The organism is Erythrobacter sp. HKB08, from assembly GCF_004114695.1.
In the GTDB taxonomy this organism is placed as follows: domain Bacteria; phylum Pseudomonadota; class Alphaproteobacteria; order Sphingomonadales; family Sphingomonadaceae; genus Parerythrobacter_A.
Genome location: NZ_CP035310.1, coordinates 2,344,222 through 2,364,577 on the forward strand (window position 1 = coordinate 2,344,222; position 20,356 = coordinate 2,364,577).

A 20,356-nucleotide genomic window follows, 5' to 3' on the forward strand; every position below is an offset into this window, starting at 1 on the left:
CATGCCCGACACCGACCAGACCGCCGGAGAGGCGGAGAGTAGCAGCGGCCTGCTGGGCGCTGTCAGACGACTTCTCGATCCGCGGGGGCACGAACGCTCGCTGCGCGAACAGCTCGAAGACGCAATCGACGAGCACGAGGACGAGAACCCCGAAAGCGAGGAAACGCCGAACGGCAATGGCGACCTGTCGCCGGTCGAGCGGCAGATGCTGCGCAACCTGCTGCATTTCAGCGAGCACGATGCCGACGACGTCGCGATCCCGCGCGGGGAAATCGTCGCGGTGGAAGCGAGCGTCAGCTGGGACCAGCTGGTCGAGACTTTCTCCGAAAACGGTCATTCGCGCATGCCGGTCTACCGCGACCAGCTCGACGACGTGATCGGCATGATCCACATCAAGGACGTCTTCACCTTCCTCGCGAACGGCAAGGAACCGCCGGCCGACTGGACGGTGCTGATGCGCCAGCCGCTTTACGTGCCGCAGGCGCGCGGCGCGCTCGACGTGCTGGCCGACATGCGCTCGCGCCGCACCCACCTCGCCATCGTGCTCGACGAGTTTTCCGGGACCGACGGGATTATCACCATCGAGGACCTCGTCGAGGAAATCGTCGGCGAGATCGAGGACGAGCATGACGACCTGCCCGAAGAACTGATCTCGCCCATCGGCGAAGGCATGTGGGACTGCGATGCCCGCGCCGAGCTCGACGATGTGGCCGAACGGATCGACCCGCGCCTCGCCGAAGTCGAGGAATCGGTCGATACGCTGGGCGGCCTGACTTTCGTGCTCGCCGAACAGATTCCGCCGATCGGAACGGTGGTCGAACACCCCAGCGGATGGCGGATCGAGGTCCTTTCTGCGGACAAGACCCGGGTAAAAAGGCTCCGTTTGCACGAGCCGGTTGCATCCAACGAGGCAATTGGCGAGTAGCTTCCCTACCCGCTTCGATTTTTTGCAACCATCCGGCGGGACGGGCGTTGTGCCCGAAACGAGAGGATTGTCATGGCTACCCGTCGTCTTCCGCCCCTCCGCGCGCTGGAAGCTTTCATGCGAACCGTCCGCCTCGGCTCCGCCCGCGCGGCGGCCGAAGAGCTCGGGCTGAGCCCGTCGGCCCTGTCGCGCCGGATTGCCAATCTCGAAGAGTTCACCGGCAAGAAGCTGTTCACCCGCGCCAAGCAGTCGATGCGCCTGACCGACGAAGGCCAGGCATTCCACGACGCTGTCGCGCCGCATCTCGAAGCGCTGGCGACCGCGATCGAGAACCAGTCGGAGAATCTCTCGCTGCTGCGGCTGCGTCTCGGCGTGCTGCCGCTGTTCGGCAGCCAGCGCCTGTTCCCGCGCCTGTCCGAACTGCGCGAGCGGCATCCGCTGCTGCATATCGATATCGATACCGGCCCGCATCTCGAAGACCGTGTCGGCGACACGCTCGATGCCGCGATCATCCTGTCACGCGGCCCGTCTAGCGGCGTGCATGCCGTGCGGCTCGACCACAACATGGTCCGCGCGATCTGCAATACGGCAACGGCAGAAAAGCTCGGCGACACGCCGGACAAGGACAATCTCGGCAAGCAGACCTTCCTGATCCACAACGAGCTTCCGGAAAGCTTCCAGGCATGGAAGCGCGAACTGGGCCTCGAACAGCTCGAACCGGCTGCGATCGACCATTACGATTCAGGCCAGCTGATGCTCGAAGCGGCTGCGCAAGGCCTCGGCATCGCGATCATGCATGACGACCACATGAAGCGCGCTGCCGACAGCCGTCTCGCGACGCTCTACGATGCGGAAGTCGAAAGCCCCTATAGCTACTGGTTCGTATGCAAGCCGCAGGCGCTCGAAGCGCGCCCGGTACGCCTCTTCCACGACTGGCTGGTGCGCGCCGGGCTCTAGCTTTTTACGCGCGGTGAGTGGGTGCAAACCGCGCCGCGCTCGCCGCCGAGACCGGGGTGCGCCTTGTCGGGCGCGCCGCATTCGACCTCGGGCTTTGCGATCGCATTGGGCGCGACGAGTGCCAGCGCCTCGGCGTCCTCGTAAGCGGCAATCCAGGTCAGGCAGTCGGCGAGGCTGCGGATACCGTGCTTCTCGCCCGCCCCTGCGCTCGGACGGCAATTGATGATGACGCTGTCGGCGGCCGACGCAGTGCTGTAGCGCCGCAGGATGCGCAGGAATTCGCCATATTCGGCGATTGCCATGCGGTTTTCCGCATTCGTCGCAGGATCGCCCTGGAACAGCGGCGAGGTGTTGAAGGCGTAGGAGCGAACGCTCGCATCCTCGATCGACAATTGCGTCGCCAGCGCCCCGCCGAGCGAATGGCCGGTCAACTCGATCGGCACGTCCTCTTGTCCCGCCCGCGCAAGCTCCCCGCGTTCGACCGCCAGCACCTTGCGCGCCAGTTCGATCTGGCTGGTGCCGAAAGAACCCGAGAAGATGTCCTTGCGCGAACCGAAGTCGGTCCCGCGAAAGGCGATGATCCGGGCGAGCAGCTTGCCCTTGCGCCCGCCGTCCATCTCGAAATGATCATAGACGTGGTATGCGAGGCCGGTTTCCTCGTCGTTGGCATTCTCGCGCCGCTCGAAACCCGGCGGCAGTTCGGTGTACGTATCCTCGTCGTCATACGCGTTGCTCGAAAGCATGGCGTAGGGATAGGCGACGACGGCCGCCTCGCGCACGAAATCGCACCACCCGCCCGGCTCGGTCATGCACGGGCTGCGGCTTTGCGAAATATCGGGAATGGGGGTGATGCAGCCGCCCAGCGAAAGGGCAAGGGCGGCTGCAGCAAGGCGCTTCATCGTGCGTGAAGCCGTTTCGCTCAGGAAACGGTTGCCTTGGTGATCGTGCCCGGGTTTGCCGGCGGCTCGCCCTTGGGCAGCGCGTCGACATGCTCCATGCCGCTCTCGACCTGGCCCCAGACGGTGTATTGGCCGTCGAGGAAGTGGGCATCGTCGAAGCAGATGAAGAACTGGCTGTTGGCGCTGTCGGGAACCTGGGTGCGGGCCATCGAGCAGGTGCCGCGGCTATGCGGTTCTGCGTTGAATTCGGCCTTGAGGTCCGGCTTGTCGCTGCCGCCCATGCCGGTGCCGGTCGGATCGCCGCCCTGCGCCATGAAGCCCGGGATCACGCGGTGGAAAACAACGCCGTCGTAAAAGCCTTCCTTGGCGAGCGTCGTGATGCGCTCGACATGGCCCGGCGCGAGGTCCGGGCGCAGCTTGATGACGACATCGCCGCCCTTTCCGTCTCCGCAATCGAGGGTGAGGGTCAGCTTGCTGTCAGCCATGAAATCAATCTCCTGTTGAATATGCGCCCCCGTATAGGGATTGCGCCGTCAAAGTCACCCCGCAGCGCGTCTGGCGGCTTGCTTTTCGACGTGGCCGCCCTAGAGCGGCGTTCATGGGGATGGACACGCGCCAGGACGAAGAACTGATGCTGGCCGATGCGCCGGCTGACGAAGGCGTTCGCCCCGACGACCGCATCGACGACGAGCGTCTCGACGAGGAAAACACCCTCAAGGCAGACTTCGTCCGTCAGGTGCGCGATGCCCTCGACGATGGCGACGACGGCGCGGTCTACGACCTCGTCGAACCACTCCACCCGGCCGATATCGCCGACCTCGTCGAATTGTTCGAGCGCGACGACCGCGCGCGCTTCGCCGCGGCGATAACCGACCTGATGAGCTCGGAAGTGATTGCCGAGCTCAACGACTTCGTGCGCGAGGACATGATGGAGGCGCTGCCCGCAGACGCAGTCGCCGCCATCGCCGAACAGCTCGAAACCGACGACGCCGTCCAGCTGATCGAAGACCTCGACGAGCCGGACCAGCAGGCGGTCCTCGCCGAGCTCGACGACGAAGACCGCGTCGCGATCGAAAGCGCGCTCGCCTATCCCGAAGAAACCGCCGGCCGCCTGATGAGCCGCGAGTTCGTCGCGGTGCCGGAACACCTAACGGTCGGCGACCTGATCGACTACCTGCGCGAACGCGGCGATGTCGGCAGCGAGTTCTTCGAAGTCTTCGTGGTCGACCACAAGCATCACCCGGTCGGCACCTGCGCGCTCGCATGGATCCTCACGACGCCGCGCAACATCGCGCTGACCGACGTGATGAAGCGCGACCAGACCCTGATCCCGGTCATGCTCGACCAGGAAGAGGTCGCGCTGATGTTCCAGAAATACGGCCTGATCTCCGCCGCCGTAGTGGACGAAAGCGGCCGTCTCGTCGGGCAGATGACAGTGGACGACGTGGTCCACATCATTTCCGAAGAGGCGCAGGAAGACGCCATGCTCCTGTCCGGTGCGGGCGAAGGCGACATCAACGAGCCGATCCGCGAGGCCTATGGCGCGCGCGTTCGCTGGTTGATCGCCAACCTCGGCACCGCGCTGGTCGGCAGTGCCATCATCGCCATGTTCGGCGCCGCGATCGAGAAACTCGTGGCTCTCGCCGTGCTCATGCCGATCGTCGCGAGCATCGGCGGCAATGCCGGCACGCAGACCATGGCGGTCGCCGTGCGCGCAATCGCGATGAACCAGCTGACCGAGGCGAACACGACCCGCATCCTGTGGCGCGAACTGCGCGTCGCGGTGCTCAACGGCGCGACCGTCGCCGTGCTGATCGGCATCGGCACCGCATTGGTCTTCACCCCCATGCTCGGCGCAGTGATCGCGCTGGCGATGATCATCAACATCGTTACCGCAGGGCTTGCCGGCGTGCTCGTCCCGGTGATCTTCGAGCGGCTGAAGCAGGACCCGGCGGTCGCGAGCAGCGTGTTCGTGACCATGATCACCGACTCGATGGGCTTCTTCGCCTTCCTCGGCCTCGCAGTCGCGGCCGGCCTCGCGGGTTGAGCCATTCGCGATAATCCCTATGTCTCTCGCCGATGGCCGAGAGACGCCCCCTCAATCTGACCAAGATCGCTTTCGGCGCGCGGAGCTATGGCGATATCGAGAACTGGTATGCCGCCCGGCGCAGCCCGCACCTGACGACGCGCTATCGCCCGACGCGGTGGAAGGAATGCATCGGCGGTTCGCTGTTCTGGATACACCAGCACAATCTCGTCGCGCGCAGCCCGATCCTCGGTTTCAGCGAGACGGCCGACGGGCGCTGGTCGATCGACCTCGAACCGCGCCTCATCCGCGTGATGCCCGTCCCCAAGCGCGCCCACCAGGGCTGGCGCTATCTCAAGGGCGAACCGCCGCGCGACCTCGAGGACGGCGAGGATATCGGCGACGTCATGCCGGGGCGTCTTGCGGGCAAGTTGCAGAAATTGGGGCTGATTTAGCCGGAACAAGCAGGGTGCCCTGCCCGTTTCTCCTGATGAAAGGAGATTGTTTATGCCCGAGCGTCAATCGCTCCACCCCGACAACGAACTGATCGAGGAACTGACCGAGGAAAAGACCCCCTCGTTCCAGGGTTCCGCCGATGGCGAGGTCAATCGCCGCGTCGGCAAGCGCGCCGAACTCAACGCCGCGACGAACCCCGACAATCGCGAGCCGACCGTCGGCTCCGACAATCCTGAACAGGATGCGATGAAGGGTCCCAAGACCATGCTCGCAATCAAGCAGGGCGAAGCGAACTAGCCTTCCGCTTTCTGCAATGCGGCGATCACCGTCCGCACATCATGCGCGTCGTCGCCCTCGTGGCGCGGCGCGTATTTTTCGTAGGAAGCCATCAATTCGCCGATCCGCTCCGCAATGCGAACGGCGTTGTAGGAGTGGCTGACCACGAACCGTTCACGCGCTAGGATCTGTGGAACGACGATCTTCGCATAGTCGCCGACTTCCATGCCGAACTGCATGAAGCGTTCCGGGCCGAGCGGAGTGAACACCCAGCCGGGAATGATGAGGCCCGCGTGGACATGGTCCGGCAGGTCGCAGCGCAGCGCCTCGGTCAGTCCGAGAACCGCGTGCTTGGCAGCGATATAGGCGGGCGAGCCGTCCATCGCGCAGAAGAAGCTATTTTCGCTGCCCGTGTTGTAGATCGCGCTCGGGCCGTCCTGTTCGACCAATCGTTTCGCGAAGGCGCGGCAGCCGTTCCAGACGCCCCAGAAATTGATATCGAAATGCGCGCGAGCGTCTTCTGCGGACATCTCCCATACGGGGCCGCGCGGCCCGCCGACACCGGCATTGTTGAGGACCAGGTCGACCTGTCCGAATTGCTCGAATGCCTGATCGGCCAGTGCTTCGACTGCCTCGCTGTCCGACACATCGACACGCCGGATCGTCGCGCTTTCGCCCAGCGCCTTTGCAGCTTCGGCCAGAGCGTCTTCGTTGCGATCTGCGATCAGCAACGGGATACCGCGACCGGCAAGCTCTTTGGCGATGGCAAGGCCGATCCCGCTTGCGCCGCCGGTGACGACGGCATTGCGGGGCGACCAGTCGCTCAAGCCGCCGTCCTCTCGGCCACGCGGCGCAGCACGTTGACGTAGCTTTCCGGGGGCTGCGCGCCGGGAATCATGAACTTCTCCTCGATCACCATCGCGGGCACGCCCATGATGTTGTTCTCCCGCGCGACGAACTGGTCGAGCCGCACACGCTCGGCGATCGCCTCGTCCTCGAAAGCCTCGACCGCCTGTGCAGGGTCGATCCCGATTTCCCCGGCAATGGCGAGAAGTTCATCCTGCTCCCCGATCGGGCGGCGATCGTTGAAATGCGCCTTGAACAGCGCGAGTTTCAGCTCGGTCTGCTTCTCCGCCCCGTGCTTCGCGTGGACCCAGGCGAGCAGCCGGTGCGCGTCGAAGGTGTTCCACATCATTGCCGCCGGTGCGGGTTCCTCGCCCTCGTAATCGAGCGAAACCTTCGCCGCTTTGGCCGCCATGCGCATCTGGCCCTGCACGCCCTTCGATTCCTCGATCGTGCGGCCATACTTGCGCGCGATGTGCGCGGTGCGCTCCTCACCCTCGGCGGGCATGTCGGGATTGAGTTCGAAAGCGTGCCAGCGGATGTCCGCCTCGATCTCGCCCTCGAGCTCGGCAAGGCCCTGCTGCAAATTGCCCCAGCCGACGAGGCACCAGGGACACATCACGTCGGACCAGATGTCGATCGAGAGTTTGCGCGGCATAGCGTCGGTCATTGTTCCAGCCACCAGTTTAGCAAATGGTTTGCGATTGCCTGCTTCGGCGGCGTGTTCATCGGAGCGTCGGGCGCGCCTTCCATCGAGGCCCGCACCTCGTCGCGGGTGAACCAGCGCGCGTCGGCCAGCTCGGTTTCGTCGAGCGTGATTTCCGGGGCAATGGCATAGGCATGGCAGCCGAGCATCAATTGCGAGGGGAACGGCCACGGCTGGCTCGCGATGTAACGCGCATCGCGCACGGTTATCCCGACTTCCTCCAGCACTTCGCGCGCCACGCCCTCCTCGATGCTCTCGCCCGGTTCGACGAAACCGGCCAGCGCGGAATAGGCGCGTTCGGGCCAGCCCTTGCCCCGTCCGAGGAGCAGCTTGCCGTCATGCTCCACCAGCATGATCGTAACCGGGTCGGTGCGCGGGAAATGCTGCGTGCCACAGGCAGTGCAATTGCGCTGCCAGCCGCCCTTGGCGATCTGCGTCCCGCTGCCGCACTGGGCGCAGAACCGGTGCCGCGCGTGCCAGTCGGTAATGCTGCGCGCTTCGCCATAGATCGCGAGATCGTCGGGCGCGAGTGCCTGCATCAGGCCCCACAGCCGCGGGTTCGCCATGCGCGGGCTGGCATCGCCCTGCGGCGGAACGGCGGCAAAGCAGGGCTTGCCGTCATCCAGGCCTAGGAACACCAGCTCGGCATCTTCCGGCGCATCGGCCAGCGTGCCCCAGACCAGGCCGTTGGTGTCGTCGAGTTCGGGCATCAGTCCCTCGAGCTTGAGGAACTTCGCCCGCCAGTTCATCATCCCGGCAAGCGCATCGGGATCGGCACGCAGGTTGTCCGCGCGGTCGAGCCGCGATCCGGTGAAAGCGAGCGGAGCTTTCCCCGCCATGCTCAACCCTCGGCCCTGAGGGCGAGATCCTTCATCACGATATCGGGGAAGCCCCGCTGGATGGGATAGGCATCGGACGGCATGTATTGCGTGTAATTGGCTGCGCGCAGCCCGCTCGCCATGTCGATGAAACCGGCGGTGCCTGCCGCGCCGCCCCAGCCGAATGCAGTGCCCTGCACGCGGCCGCCCGCGCCGAACAGCTGGCCCTCGACCCATGTGCCCTTGAGATCGGCACCTTCGGGCAGCAGGTTGGAGGTCGCCATTTTCACGGCCGCTTCACCCATGACGCGGTTGCCGTCGATCATCCCCTTGCCAACCAGCATGCGCAGGAAGCGGTCGTAGTCGTTCGGGCTGGAGACGAGACCCGCCCCGCCGAAGGGGAAGCCCGGCTCGTCGAGGTAGATCGAGCTTGCCGCCGGATCGATCGGGAACAGCGTGCCGTTGACCACGCCGTAGTTGGTCGTGAAGCGCGAAACTTCGCTTTCCGGCACGCGGAACCAGGTGCTCTCCATCCCGCAGGGCTTGAACAGGCGCTCGTGCAGGAACTTGTCGAACGGCATGCCCGAGGCGACCTCGATCACGCGGCCAAGCACGTCGAGACCGACCGAGTAGCTCCATTTAGTGCCCGGCTGGTAGACCAGCGGCATGGAAGCGATGCCGTCGGCGAACTTCTCGAGGCTGTCGGTCGGCGTGCCGCGGCCCATGCCGGGGATCGGGATGCGGCTGACCTGTCCGGGGATCAGGCCCTTTTCCTCGTAAGCCTTCTGGATCGGGCCACGCTGGATAATGCCGTAGCCGAGGCCCGCCGTGTGCGTCATCAGCATGCGCGCGGTGATTTGCGTCTTCGCCGGCTCGAGGTTTTCCGGACCGATGCTGCCGTCGTATTCCTTCTGGACCATCATCTCGCCGAAAGCCGGGATGAAGTCGGCGATCGGCTGGTCGAGGCCGAGCTTGCCGTCTTCGACCAGCATCATGGCGGCCACGCCGGTGATGGGCTTGGTCTGCGAATAGATGCGATAGAGGCTATCGCCATCCGCAGCAGTCGCCCCGCCCTTGGCCAGCGTGCCACGCGCGATCACGTCGGCATTGTTCTGCCCGAAGCCCATGATCGCGACCATGTTGGCGACCTTGCCGCTCGAAACATATTCCTCGACCGTCGACATCACATTCGGCCAGTGGCCCGCATGGGCAAATGCCGCACGGCCGAACGGGAGCGAGGAAAGCGCCGCGCCTGCGCCCAGCATCGCGGTCCCGCGCAGGAGAGTGCGCCGCGAAAGCACGGGGTCGGTGAAGCTGCGATAAGCCATGTCAGGTCCTCTTTCGAAATCTTGTTTGCGCATCGTGTGCTTCATGAGCCGGAGCGGGTCAATCACCTGCTTGAATGCTCGTTGTGTATTACCCATATAAGACACATGCTGAACATTCTTTCCTTCCTGATCGGCCTCGTCGCCCTGATCCTCGCCATCCCATCCGCCATCCCGCTGCTCGGCTGGGGCAACTGGATCGTCCTGCCCATCGCCGTGCTCGGCGCTGGCATCGGGGCGCTCTCGTCCAGCAACGGCGGGCGCAACTTCTGCTTCTTCGTATTCATCGTGGCGGTGATCCGTCTGTGGATCGGCGGCGGGCTGCTTTAACCGGCAGCGAGGACGAGCCGGGCTGCCTTGGCAAACAGGGTCGGTAGCCCGGCCTCCTCGATTCTTTCGAGCGGCCACCATTCGCCTTCGACAGCCGGGTCGGCGCCTTCGGTTCTGAGGACCGAGAGCTCCAGGTCGAAATGGGTGAAGGAGTGGCGCACCAGCCCCGCATTCTCCCAGTCCCCCTCGACCGGACGCGATGCCGAGCCATCTCCCTTCGCGCTCCAGCCATCGTCGGGTAGCGACCGCATCCCGCCGAGCATCCCGGTTCCGGGCCTTTTGACCAGCCACACGGCGTTATCCCGCTCGATCCAGTAGGCTTCGCCCCTGCGTAGCGGCTTCGCCTTCTTCGGCGGTTTGACCGGATAGCGCGCGGAATCGCCCTCTGCCCGCGCATCGCAATCGTTCGCGAGCGGGCACAGCAGGCACTTCGGGTCCCGAGCTGTGCAGATCGAGGAACCGAGGTCCATCATCGCCTGTGCGAAATCGCCTGCGCGTTCGTGCGGCGTGATGAGTTCCGCTTTCTCGCGGATCGCCTTGCGCGCCTTGGGTAGCGGCTCGGAAATGGCGAACAATCGCGCGACCACCCGCTCGACATTGGCATCGACCACCACGGCCCGTTCACCGAAAGCGATCGCGGCGATCGCGGCGGCAGTATAGGCGCCGAGGCCCGGTAGCTCGCGCAGCTCTGCCTCGGTGCGCGGGAAGCTGCCACGCTCCGCCAGCACTTTTGCAGCCTTCACCAGGTTGCGCGCCCGCGAGTAATATCCGAGGCCGGCCCAGGCAGCCATCACCTCCTCCTCCGGCGCGGCGGCGAGTGCGTGCACGTCCACCCAGGTCGAAGTGAACTTCGCGAAATAGGGCTTCACCGCCGCGACCGTGGTCTGCTGGAGCATTACTTCCGACAGCCACACGTGATAGGGATCGGGCGCCGGATCGCCGGGCTGCGCACGCCAGGGCAGGTCGCGCGCATGGCGGTCGTACCAGTCGAGGAGATCGCGGGAGATGTCGGCAGCGCTGGCAGTCACGCCGCGCCTATGGCATGGGCTTTGGCGCAATGGAACGGGACGCAGACCAGAAGAAGGGCTCCAAGGCCTCAAGTAGCGAAGCGGTAGGCCGCGAGAAACAACGCAAGGCCTCAAGCAGCGAAGCGGTAGGCCGCGAGAAACAAAGCAACGCCTCAAGTAGCGAAGCGGTAGGCCGCGAAAAACAACGCAAGGCCTCCTCGAAGGTCAGGCCCTATGAGCGGCCGCGCGGCGGGGCTGCGAAGCCGATTTCGGAACTCATGCCGCAGATCGGGCGAACCGCCTTCCGTCGCTTCGGTTTCGTCCAGTCGAGCGTGGTCACCCGCTGGCCCGAAATCGTCGGCGAGACCCACGCGATGGTCTGCTCGCCCGAAGCCATCCGCTTCCCGCCCGGCGAGAAGTCGGAAGGCATCCTCCAGCTTGTCGTGACCCCGGCCCATGCGCCGCTCATCCAGCACATCATCCCGGAGATTATCGAGCGGGTGAACCGCTTCTTCGGCTACAACGCCGTCTCGCGGGTCAAGATACGGCAAGGCGCGGTTAAGAAGCCAAGTGCTGAAAAGCCCAAGGCGCCTCCCTCGCTCATGCCGATACCGATGGAATTGGGGGACAGCTTGCGCGATATAGGCGACCCGGAACTGCGCACCGTGCTCGAATCGCTCGCGCGCAGCCTTGGTGGGAAAGAAGACGAGAAGGAATGACTCGGTCGATGAAACGCCTGCGTACGCTGAAGATTGCCACCATGATGGCGGCGGCGACTTTCGGAATCGCCTCCAGCTCGCCGTGGCACGCGACGATTTCGCAAAGCGACCGCGCGACCACGGTCGGCAACCCGGAAGCCGAGGTCCGGCTGACGAGCTTCGTCAGCTACACTTGCCCGCATTGCGCGACCTTCACCATCCAGGGCGAACCGGCACTGCAGCTCGCCTATATCGGCTCCGGCAAGCTGAAGATGGAAGTGCGCCCGGTGATCCGCAACCCGATCGACCTCGTGGCGACCATGCTCGTCCAGTGCGGCGATACGGACAAGTTCGTGCGCAACCACACCATGTTCATGACCACGCAGCGCAGCTGGCTGCCGATCGCCCAGCGCGCGACGCAGGTGCAGGTCGCCCGTTGGATGGTCGCCGACAAATCCGCCGCACGGCGCGCCATCGCCAACGACTTCGGATTCTACGGCCTGATGGAATCGCGCGGCTACACTCGCCCGACGATCGATCGCTGCCTTGCCGACCAGGCGCTCGCCGACCGGCTGGAGGCGAATTCGCAGGCCGATTTCGAGCAATTCGGCGTCCGCAGCACGCCCAGCTTCGCTATCGACGGCGAACGGCTAGACGGCGTGCACGGCTGGCCCGAGCTCGAAACAGCCTTGAAAACGCGTTTCTAGGCCACAAGCCTAGGGAGAAGCTGTGGAAAGCCTCCCAAATGGCTCCGCCTCTCCTTCACCACCCCCGGATCATCCGATAGCTTCGAACAATTGACCCAAGGATCAGGATTCATGACGACACTGCGCCGCATTGCCTTCACCGCCCTCGCCGCTCCCCTCGCCCTCGCGCTCGCCGCATGTGGCTCGAACGGGGAAGACGAAGTTGCCGAAGGCGATCCGATCGATCCGATCGCCGCGCCCGAAGGCACGCAGTGGACCGACACGGTCACGATCACCGAATACGACGGCTACATGCTCGGTAACCCCGATGCGCCGATCAAGGTCGTCGAATATGCCTCGCTCACCTGCCCGGCCTGTGCGGCCTTCGCCGCGAACGGCGCGGAACAGCTGAAGAGCGAATATGTCAATTCGGGCCGCGTCAGCTTCGAACTGCGCAACCAGATCCACGGCCCGCACGACCTCGCGCTGGCGACGCTGGCACGCTGCGGCACGAAGGAAGCCTTCCACCCGCTGGCCGACCAGGTGTGGACGAACCTCGAAAGCGTGCTGACCCCGATTATCGAGAACAGCGGCGCGGTCGAACAGGCGCTGACGCTGCCGCCCGAACAGCGGCTGGTGCAGGTCGCGCAGATCGGCAACTACTTCGATTTCTTCGCCGCTCGCGGGCTCAGCGCCGACCAGGCGCGCCAGTGCCTTGCCGACGAGGCCGCCTACACCAAGATCGCAGAGAACTCCGCGAACCAGTCGCGTGAGTTCGGGGTCGAAGGGACGCCGACCTTCTTCATCAACGGCAGGAAGGTCGATGCGAATAGCTGGACCTCGATCGAGCCGCTGATCCAGGCCGCTGGCGCCCGGTAAGCCGGGCGCGGAGGGGGAACGGGACCGGCGATGCTCATCAAGAAGCTCAAGTTAAGCGGCTTCAAGAGCTTCGTCGAACCTGCCGAACTGCGCATCGAACCGGGCCTGACGGGCGTCGTCGGGCCTAACGGTTGCGGCAAGTCCAACCTGCTCGAGGCAATCCGCTGGGTGATGGGCGAGAACTCGCCCAAGTCCATGCGCTCGGGCGGGATGGAAGACGTGATCTTCGCAGGGACCGAACAGCGCCCGCCGCGCGATTTTGCCGAAGTCGTCCTCCATGCAGAGGACGACTACGGCGAGGAACTGAACGTCACTCGCAGGATCGAACGCGGTGCGGGCAGCGCCTACCGCGTCAACGGGAACGACGTGCGGGCGAAGGACGTCGCGCTGACCTTTGCCGATGCCGCGACCGGTGCGCACAGCCCCGCACTCGTCAGCCAGGGCAAGATCGCACAGGTCATTGCGGCAAAGCCGGTCGAGCGGCGCCAGATGCTTGAGGAAGCAGCCGGCATCGCCGGCCTCCATGTTCGCCGCAAGGACGCCGAGAGCAAGCTGCGCCAGACCGAGGCGAACCTGGCCCGGCTCGAAGACCTCATGGCGGGGCTAGATAGCCAGATGGCCTCGTTGCGCCGCCAGGCGAAGCAGGCGGAACGCTACACCAAGCTCACCGAACAGATCACCACGGCCGAGGCGCGGCTGCTGTTTGCCCGATGGCGCGATGCCGCCGCCGCTGCCGAAGCCGCGCGCGCCGAAGCCAAGCAGGCCGAAGACGCGGTTACTAAGGCCAAGCAGGCGAGCGACGAGGCGCAGAAGGCCCAGCACGCCGCCGCGAAGGCGCTCGCCGACGCACGCGAGGAAATGCAGGACCGGCGTGACGATTCGACCGCGCACGGCCACCGCATGGCGGCGCTCACCAGCCAGCTCGAAGCCGCCGAACAGCGCCTTGCCGACCTCGACCGCCAGAAACAGCGTCTCGAGGAAGATCGCGGCGAGGCGGACCGGCTGACCAAGGATGCGGCCGAGGCGCTTGCTCGCCTCGAACGCGAGCTTTCCGCCAACGCCAGGACCCTCGAGGCGGACGAGCAGCGCCGCCCTGCCCTTGCCGCGGCCGTAGAGGATGCCGAACGCGCCAGCCGCGCTGCCGAACTGGCGCTGGCCAAGGCAACCGCGGATCATGCGGGCGTCGAGGCCGAGTGGCGCGTCGCCGAGGCAGAGATTTCGCAAGCCGACACCCGCCTCCAAAGGCTCGACGCCGAAAAGGCGCGGCTCGCGAACCAGCGCGAGGAACTGTCGGCGCAGGGCGATCCCGAAAAGCGCGTCGAGGAGGCGCGGCGAGCCAGCGAGGATGCGGGCAAGGCTCTCGGCGAAATCCGCGAGAAACTTGCTTCGATGCAGGCGAAGAAGTCCGACCTGCAGGCTGCACGCGACGAGGCCGGCGATGCGCTCGCCACCGCCCGCGCCGAGCTTGCCGGTGTCGAACGCGAATACCAGGCGCTGGTCCGCGACCGCGATGCGCGCGAGAAGCAGCGCGCCGCGCGGCAAGGCAAGCCGGTCGCACTCGACGAGCTTCGCGCCGAGCCGGGTTACGAGCGCGCGCTAGCCGCCGTCCTCGGCCGCGATGGCAAGACGCCGCTCGGCGCTCCCGAAGGCGATGCGGAAGGACGCTACTGGACCGGGAGCCAGGCGCCCTCGCCCGTGTCCGACAGCCTTGCCGACCATGTGACCGCCTGCCCCTCGCAATTGGCCGCGCGCCTCGCGCTGGTCCATGTCGCCGAAAGCGACGATGGGCGTACGCTCGCGCCGGGCGAATGGCTCGTTACGAAGGCAGGCCACCTGCGCCGGTGGGACGGCTTCGTGGCACGCGGCGAAGGGGCTGCCGAAGCGGCGCGGCTCGAAGCGGAGAACCGCCTCGCCCAGCTGGAGAAGCAACTGCCCGCCCTGCGCGATGCCGCAAAGGCCGCCGAAAAGCGCCAGTCCTCGGCCCAAGAAGACCTGTCGCAGCTCCAGCGCGACCTCGTCGCGATCGAGCGCGGCGTATCCGAGGCATCGGAGGCCGAACGCCTTGCCTTGCGCGAACTCGACCAGGCCGAAGCTGCGCGCGAGCGCCTTGCCGCCCGTCTCGAGGAACTGGCCCGCTCGGAACAGGACCTCGCCGAACAGCGCAAGCAAGCGGAGGCAGACAAGCAGTCGGCGATCGAAAAGCGCGATGCCCTGCCCGACCCGGAAGCCGGTCGCGCCTCGCTCGAAGCCACACAGGCGAAGAACGATGCCGCGCGCTCGGCCATGCAGGCGGCAACCGCGAACCTCGCCGGACACGACCAGGCGCTCGCCGTGGCACGCGAACGCGTCGCCGCGCAGCGCAGCGACAAGGCGAACTGGGAAGCGCGCTCGAGCGAGGCGGCCCGCCGCCTGTCGGACATGGCCCGCCGGTTCGAGGAAATCGAGGAAGAGCGCGCCGTCTTCGCGGCCAAGCCGGAAGGTCTGATGCGCGAGATCGAACAGGGCGACACCGTGCGCGAGAGGCTCGGCAAGGAACTTGCCGCCGCCGAAGCGGTGGTCGCGCAGGCGCAGCAGGCCTCGGACGCGGCCGACCGCGCATTTGGCGAAGCCAACGAGGCGCTGGCCACTGCGCGCGAGAGCCGCGCAGGGCTCGCCGCCCGGGCCGAGAACGAGGAAGCGCGCCGCAGCGAGATGGCCCGCGTTTCGGGCGAGCGTTTCCAGTGCCCGCCGCCGATGCTGGCCGAGAAATTCGCATTCGACCCCGAAACGATCCGCAATGCGGGCCTCGAGGGCGAGGAGCTGGAAAAGCTCAACGCCAGCCGCGAGCGGATCGGACCGGTCAACCTCGTCGCAGCCGAAGAGCTGTCGCGGATCGAGGAAGAACACGGCTCCAGCGCCGCCGAGCAAGCCGAACTTGCCGAAGCGGTCAACCGGCTGCGCGGCAGCATCGGCAGCCTCAATCGCGAAGGCCGCGAGCGGCTGAAAGCGGCTTTCGAGCAGGTCAACGAACACTTCCAGCGCCTGTTCAAGCAGCTCTTCCAGGGCGGCCAGGCGCATCTCGCGCTGATCGATAGCGACGACGTGCTCGAAGCCGGGCTTGAGATTTTCGCCCAGCCGCCGGGCAAGCGCCTCCAGTCGCTGACGCTGCTGTCGGGCGGCGAACAGGCACTGACCGCCATCGCGCTGATCTTCGCGCTGTTCCTCACCAACCCGGCGCCGATCTGCGTGCTCGACGAGGTCGACGCGCCGCTCGACGATGCCAATATCGACCGTTTCTGCGACCTGCTCGACGCGATGACGCGCGAGACCAGCACCCGCTACCTGATTGTCACACACAATGCAGTGACGATGAGCCGCATGCACCGGCTGTTCGGCGTGACCATGATCGAGAAGGGCGTCAGCCGCCTCGTCAGCGTCGACCTGGGTGCGGCGGAGGAACTGCTTGCCGCCGAGTGACGTCCCGCAGGACATTTACGATCCTGCCTATGTGAAAGGCGTGTTCGACCGGTGTTCGGGAAAATACATCGCCTTTTCCTACGTCTGTTCGATGGGCTTTACCGAGCGTTGGCGCAGGCAATGCGTTGCCATGCTCGATCTGCCCGATGGCCCGGTGAGCGGCTACGACCTGATGGCAGGAACCGGGGAAGCGTGGCCGCACCTGCTCGAACGTTTCCCGCAGGTCGATTCCATCGTCGCGGTCGATATCTCCTCGGGCATGCACAAGCGCGCTGTGGAGCGCCTCCACGCCATGCGGGCGGAGAAGATCGAATTCATCGAAGACGATGTGCTCGAAAGCAGGCTGCCAGCCGACAGCGCCGACTTCGTCCTGTCGACATTCGGCATCAAGACATTCGACCGCAGCCAGCACGCGCGTCTCGCCGCGCTTACCGCTCGTGTTCTGAAGCCGGGTGGGCAGTTCGCCTATATCGAGGCTTCCGATCCGAAAGGCTGGATCCTTCGCCCGCTTTACCTGCTGCACCTCAAATTCGTGCTGCCGCTGGTCGAGAGATTGTTCCTGCAAGGCGCGCGGGATTTTTCGATGATCGGCACTTACAGCACCAATTTCGGCGATGCGCGCGGCTTTGCGGAGGATCTCGCGGCGCAAGGCCTCGAAGTCGAGTTCCGGCGGTTCTTTTTTGGGTGCGCCAGCGGGGTTTGCGGCCGCAAGCCTGCCGGCGATTAGCTTTCGAGCGCTGCGGCCAGTTTCGCGCGGATGTCCTTCAGCTTCGCGACGACTTCGGGTGACGACGTGTCGGCGTCTGCTGCGTCACGCGTATCGGCAACCGAAGTGGCCGGTTCGCTCGGTTTGCCGAAGAAATCGGACAGTCCGCCGTCTTGTGCGACCGGCGCATCGACCACCGGGGCCGGGGCCGGTTCCACAGGCTCTTTCGCCTGCGTTACGGGAGCTGCGTCGGTAACTGCGTCGGCGCTGCCGTCCTCGATGACCTGGCGCGCGCCTTTCAGCGTGTAGCCTTGCCGATTGACCAGCCGGTCGATCGTTTCGACGAGTTCGACGTCTTCGGAACGATAGTAGCGCCGTCCGCCGCTGCGCTTGAGCGGCTGGAGCATAGGGAACTGCTGCTCCCAATAGCGCAGCACATGGGTCTTGATATCGAGCGCCTTGCTGACTTCCCCGATGGTGCGCAGCGCACCGTCGTCCTTACCGTCGTCGAACTCCGCGCTCATCTATGTCCCCTCGGCAATCAGCCCTTGGCGATTTTTTCCTTGAGGAGCTGACTAGCACGGAACGTCATCACCCGGCGCGGGGTAATCGGGACTTCTACACCGGTTTTCGGGTTGCGGCCGATGCGCTCCTTCTTGTCGCGCAGGACGAAACTGCCGAATCCGGAAATCTTGACGTTCTCGCCGCCTTCGAGCGCATTGCCCATGTGGTCGAGAATCGACTCGACCAGATCGAGCGACTCGGCGCGCGAAAAGCCCATTTTTCTATTGATGGTTTCGGCCAGATCCGCGCGGGTCAGCGTACTCATCGAACGCGTCATGTTCCCACTCCCTTTCGACGCGACCCGAAAGATGAGGCAAGCCTATCAAAATTTGTCTAATTTGCAATGGGATGGCGGCTTTTCACCAACAATTGCTAGATTCGGGCGAGCGAAGCCCCCCAGGTGAAGCCGCCGCCCATGGCTTCGAACATCACCAGATCGCCGCGCTTGATGCGCCCGTCGCGCATGCCGGCATCGAATGCGAGGGGTACCGAAGCGGCCGAAGTGTTGGCGTGCCGGTCGACCGTGACGATGACCTTTTCCGCCGGCAGCCCGAGCTTGCGAGCGGTTGCATCGAGGATGCGGGCATTGGCCTGGTGCGGAACGACCCAGTCAATATCGGCCGGCTCCATGCCCACCGCATCGAGCGTTTCGCCGAGAACATCTGCAAGGTTTACAACGGCATGACGGAAGACCTCGCGGCCCTTCATGCGCAGCTTGCCGACCGTCCCGGTAGTCGAAGGACCGCCGTCGACATAGAGCAATTCCTTGTGCTCCCCGTCGGCGTGCAGCCTGGTTGCGAGGATGCCGGGTCCGTCCTCTTCGCAGTCCTGCGCCTCGAGAACGATAGCGCCCGCACCGTCGCCGAACAGGACGCATGTGGTCCGGTCGTCCCAGTCGAGGATGCGGCTGAAGGTTTCCGCGCCGATCACCAGCGCCTTTTTCGCCATGCCGGTGCGAAGCATCGAATCGGCAGTACCCAGCGCGTAGAGGAAGCCCGAGCACACCGCATGGACATCGAAAGCGATGCCGCCGCGGCAACCCAGCGCCTTCTGCACCTGAGTCGCGCTTGCGGGGAAAGTGTGGTCGGGCGTTGCCGTGGCCAGGATGATGAGGTCGATATCGGCCGCCTCGATACCCGCCATCGCCAGCGCGTTGCGTGCCGCAGCGGTAGCGAGCGTCGAGGTCGTCTCACCCTCGCCCGCGATATAGCGCTGGCGGATACCCGTGCGCTCGACGATCCATTCGTCGCTGGTGTCGATTTGCTCGGCAAGCTCGGCGTTGGTTACCGCGCGCTCCGGCAGGGCCGAGCCGCTTCCGCGAATGACCGAGCGGATCACGCGCTTGCCCCGGCCTCTTCACCGGCGTCTGCAGACGCTGCGGCGACGGCCTTCTGGAGCTCTTCCATATCGGCAGTGATGCGCTGGGTCAGTTCGTTTTCGAGCAGGCGGGCCGCGACGGCAACGGCATTGGCGACACCGGCGGCATTCGCGCTGCCGTGGCTCTTCACGACGACCCCGTTGAGGCCGAGGAAGACCGCGCCATTGTGATTGTTCGGGTCGAGATGGTGCTTCAGCAGCTCTGTCGCCGGGCGCGACACGAGGAAGCCGATCTTCGAGCGCAGCGAGCTGGTGAAGGCGCTGCGCAGCAGGTCGGTCACGAAGCGCGCCGTGCCCTCGATCGCTTTCAGCGCGATATTGCCCGAAAAGCCGTCCGTTACAACAACGTCGACTTCACCGCGGTTGATCTTGTCGCTCTCGACGAAGCCGTCGAAGCGCATTTCGAGGCCGGTCGCTTCCTGCAGCTGGGCCGCTGCATCGCGCAGCGCCTCGGTACCCTTGATTTCCTCGGTACCGATGTTGAGCAGGCGCACGCGCGGACGGTCGAAACCTGTCAGGATGCGCGAATAGGCCGCGCCCATGATCGCGAACTGGACGAGGTTGCGCGCATCGGCCTCGGTATTGGCGCCGAGGTCGAGCATGATGACATCGTGTTCCTCGAGCGTCGGCATGACCGCGGCGAGCGCGGGCCGGTCGATCCCGGGCATGGTGCGCAGCGCGAGCTTGCTCATCGCCATCAGCGCGCCGGTATTGCCAGCGCTGACCGCGGCACCGGCATCGCCCTGCTTCACCGCGTTGACGGCAAGGCCCATCGACGTCGTCTTGGCACGGCGGATCGCGCGGCTCGGCAGCTCGTCGCCGCCGATCACGTCGTCGCAATGCAGGATTTCGGAAGCCCCGCGCATGTTGGGATGATCGTCGAGCGCCTTCTTGATGCGCGTCTCGTCACCAACGAGCAGGAACTTGAATCGATCATGGCGCCGCCGGGCTTCGGCAGCGCCATCGATCATGACGCGCACACCTTCATCACCGCCCATCGCATCGACAGCGATACGCGGCAGGCTCATGCGCTTAATCTCCGTTTATCGGCTGACGGTCAGAGACCGACGGCGATGACTTCGCGGCCGTTATAGTGACCGCAGTGCGGGCACAGATTGTGCGGGCGCTTGAGTTCGCCGCAGTTCGAGCACTCGTGGAATGCTTCCGGCTTCAGCGAATCGTGTGCACGGCGGTTGCCGCGACGGTGAGGCGTAACTTTTCTCTTAGGGACAGCCATTGCGGCACCTGTTCCTTAAATCGATCAACTCGTTGCGTAAGCCGCCCTAGGCGAAGCCTGACCGGCGCACAAGGGCGCGCGACATGATGGCTCGACCATGACGGTGAAGGCGCGCGCTATAGCGATTTCTCGCGTGCATGCAAGCCTTCCTCGAAGCCGATTGCCTCCTACCGCGCCGTGGCTTA

Annotated in this window: 23 protein-coding genes; 11 read left to right on the forward strand and 12 right to left on the reverse strand. The window is 65.2% G+C overall.

Features of this window, described 5'->3' with window-relative positions; translation table 11 throughout:
- Window position 1 precedes the first annotated feature (1 nt).
- Window positions 2-925: a hemolysin family protein gene (locus EO245_RS11360; RefSeq protein ID WP_128893033.1), complete on the forward strand. Its 924-nt coding sequence runs from the start codon at window positions 2-4 to the stop codon at window positions 923-925.
- Between the two features lie 72 nt (window positions 926-997).
- Complete coding sequence (locus EO245_RS11365; protein ID WP_128893034.1) at window positions 998-1,882, forward strand: LysR substrate-binding domain-containing protein; 885 nt, start codon at window positions 998-1,000, stop codon at window positions 1,880-1,882.
- Here EO245_RS11365 and EO245_RS11370 read toward each other — a convergent pair.
- Together EO245_RS11370 and EO245_RS11375 are read right to left on the reverse strand one after the other, a co-directional pair.
- Window positions 1,879-2,781 carry a hypothetical protein gene (locus EO245_RS11370; RefSeq protein ID WP_128893035.1) on the reverse strand — a complete coding sequence of 301 codons (903 nt, stop codon included), beginning with the start codon at window positions 2,779-2,781 and terminating at the stop codon, window positions 1,879-1,881. The genes EO245_RS11365 and EO245_RS11370 overlap by 4 nt on opposite strands.
- Window positions 2,782-2,801: 20 nt before the next feature.
- Window positions 2,802-3,266: a peptidylprolyl isomerase gene (locus EO245_RS11375; protein WP_128893036.1), complete on the reverse strand. Its 465-nt coding sequence runs from the start codon at window positions 3,264-3,266 to the stop codon at window positions 2,802-2,804.
- A 119-nt stretch (window positions 3,267-3,385) separates the two neighbouring features.
- Here EO245_RS11375 and mgtE point away from each other — a divergent pair, with 119 nt between their 5' ends.
- The 3 genes from mgtE to EO245_RS11390 are packed head-to-tail and all read left to right on the forward strand — an operon-like array spanning window position 3,386 to window position 5,560.
- Complete coding sequence (gene mgtE / locus EO245_RS11380) at window positions 3,386-4,828, forward strand: magnesium transporter (protein ID WP_370246184.1); 1,443 nt, start codon at window positions 3,386-3,388, stop codon at window positions 4,826-4,828.
- Between the two features lie 32 nt (window positions 4,829-4,860).
- Window positions 4,861-5,262, forward strand: coding sequence for a DUF1489 family protein (locus EO245_RS11385; RefSeq protein ID WP_128893038.1), 402 nt, complete (start codon window positions 4,861-4,863; stop codon window positions 5,260-5,262).
- Window positions 5,263-5,314: 52 nt separating this feature from the next.
- Window positions 5,315-5,560, forward strand: a complete 246-nt coding sequence (locus EO245_RS11390; protein ID WP_128893039.1) for a hypothetical protein — start codon at window positions 5,315-5,317, stop codon at window positions 5,558-5,560.
- On the opposite strand, the gene EO245_RS11395 is transcribed toward EO245_RS11390, so the two are convergent.
- The 4 genes from EO245_RS11395 to EO245_RS11410 are packed head-to-tail and all read right to left on the reverse strand — an operon-like array spanning window position 5,557 to window position 9,234.
- Window positions 5,557-6,366, reverse strand: a complete 810-nt coding sequence (locus tag EO245_RS11395) for an SDR family oxidoreductase (protein WP_128893040.1) — start codon at window positions 6,364-6,366, stop codon at window positions 5,557-5,559. The two genes, EO245_RS11390 and EO245_RS11395, sit on opposite strands and share 4 nt — an antisense overlap.
- On the reverse strand, window positions 6,363-7,052 hold the full coding sequence (locus EO245_RS11400; RefSeq protein WP_234026887.1) for a DsbA family oxidoreductase: 690 nt from the start codon (window positions 7,050-7,052) through the stop codon (window positions 6,363-6,365). The genes EO245_RS11395 and EO245_RS11400 overlap by 4 nt, the downstream gene beginning before the upstream one ends.
- A complete protein-coding gene (gene nudC / locus EO245_RS11405; RefSeq protein WP_234026888.1) occupies window positions 7,049-7,927 on the reverse strand; it encodes an NAD(+) diphosphatase in 879 nt (292 codons plus the stop codon). Before nudC ends, EO245_RS11400 begins: the two co-directional genes overlap by 4 nt.
- Window positions 7,928-7,929: 2 nt before the next feature.
- Window positions 7,930-9,234, reverse strand: coding sequence for a serine hydrolase (locus EO245_RS11410; protein ID WP_128893041.1), 1,305 nt, complete (start codon window positions 9,232-9,234; stop codon window positions 7,930-7,932).
- A 105-nt stretch (window positions 9,235-9,339) separates the two neighbouring features.
- Here EO245_RS11410 and EO245_RS11415 point away from each other — a divergent pair, with 105 nt between their 5' ends.
- On the forward strand, window positions 9,340-9,561 hold the full coding sequence (locus EO245_RS11415; protein WP_128893042.1) for a hypothetical protein: 222 nt from the start codon (window positions 9,340-9,342) through the stop codon (window positions 9,559-9,561).
- On the opposite strand, the gene EO245_RS11420 is transcribed toward EO245_RS11415, so the two are convergent.
- Window positions 9,558-10,589 (reverse strand): A/G-specific adenine glycosylase, encoded by a 1,032-nt coding sequence (locus EO245_RS11420; RefSeq protein WP_128893043.1) that lies wholly within the window; start codon window positions 10,587-10,589, stop codon window positions 9,558-9,560. The genes EO245_RS11415 and EO245_RS11420 overlap by 4 nt on opposite strands.
- Window positions 10,590-10,618: 29 nt before the next feature.
- Here EO245_RS11420 and EO245_RS11425 point away from each other — a divergent pair, with 29 nt between their 5' ends.
- From EO245_RS11425 to EO245_RS11445, 5 genes are all read left to right on the forward strand, one after another.
- Window positions 10,619-11,287 (forward strand): DUF721 domain-containing protein, encoded by a 669-nt coding sequence (locus EO245_RS11425; RefSeq protein WP_128893044.1) that lies wholly within the window; start codon window positions 10,619-10,621, stop codon window positions 11,285-11,287.
- Between the two features lie 8 nt (window positions 11,288-11,295).
- Complete coding sequence (locus EO245_RS11430) at window positions 11,296-11,973, forward strand: thioredoxin domain-containing protein (protein WP_164931312.1); 678 nt, start codon at window positions 11,296-11,298, stop codon at window positions 11,971-11,973.
- A gap of 111 nt (window positions 11,974-12,084) precedes the next feature.
- Window positions 12,085-12,831, forward strand: coding sequence for a thioredoxin domain-containing protein (locus tag EO245_RS11435; protein WP_128893046.1), 747 nt, complete (start codon window positions 12,085-12,087; stop codon window positions 12,829-12,831).
- Window positions 12,832-12,861: 30 nt separating this feature from the next.
- Window positions 12,862-16,287, forward strand: coding sequence for a chromosome segregation protein SMC (gene smc / locus EO245_RS11440; protein ID WP_128893047.1), 3,426 nt, complete (start codon window positions 12,862-12,864; stop codon window positions 16,285-16,287).
- Window positions 16,274-17,014 carry a class I SAM-dependent methyltransferase gene (locus EO245_RS11445; RefSeq protein ID WP_128893048.1) on the forward strand — a complete coding sequence of 247 codons (741 nt, stop codon included), beginning with the start codon at window positions 16,274-16,276 and terminating at the stop codon, window positions 17,012-17,014. Before smc ends, EO245_RS11445 begins: the two co-directional genes overlap by 14 nt.
- Here EO245_RS11445 and EO245_RS11450 read toward each other — a convergent pair.
- From EO245_RS11450 to rpmF, 5 genes are all read right to left on the reverse strand, one after another.
- Window positions 17,011-17,517 (reverse strand): MerR family transcriptional regulator, encoded by a 507-nt coding sequence (locus EO245_RS11450; protein WP_128893049.1) that lies wholly within the window; start codon window positions 17,515-17,517, stop codon window positions 17,011-17,013. The genes EO245_RS11445 and EO245_RS11450 overlap by 4 nt on opposite strands.
- A 17-nt stretch (window positions 17,518-17,534) precedes the next feature.
- Window positions 17,535-17,834, reverse strand: a complete 300-nt coding sequence (locus EO245_RS11455; protein ID WP_128893050.1) for an integration host factor subunit alpha — start codon at window positions 17,832-17,834, stop codon at window positions 17,535-17,537.
- A gap of 95 nt (window positions 17,835-17,929) precedes the next feature.
- Complete coding sequence (locus EO245_RS11460; RefSeq protein ID WP_128893051.1) at window positions 17,930-18,895, reverse strand: beta-ketoacyl-ACP synthase III; 966 nt, start codon at window positions 18,893-18,895, stop codon at window positions 17,930-17,932.
- Window positions 18,892-19,962, reverse strand: coding sequence for a phosphate acyltransferase PlsX (gene plsX, locus EO245_RS11465; RefSeq protein ID WP_128893052.1), 1,071 nt, complete (start codon window positions 19,960-19,962; stop codon window positions 18,892-18,894). The genes EO245_RS11460 and plsX overlap by 4 nt, the downstream gene beginning before the upstream one ends.
- A gap of 29 nt (window positions 19,963-19,991) precedes the next feature.
- A complete protein-coding gene (rpmF, locus tag EO245_RS11470; protein ID WP_128893053.1) occupies window positions 19,992-20,171 on the reverse strand; it encodes a 50S ribosomal protein L32 in 180 nt (59 codons plus the stop codon).
- Window positions 20,172-20,356: the final 185 nt, after the last annotated feature.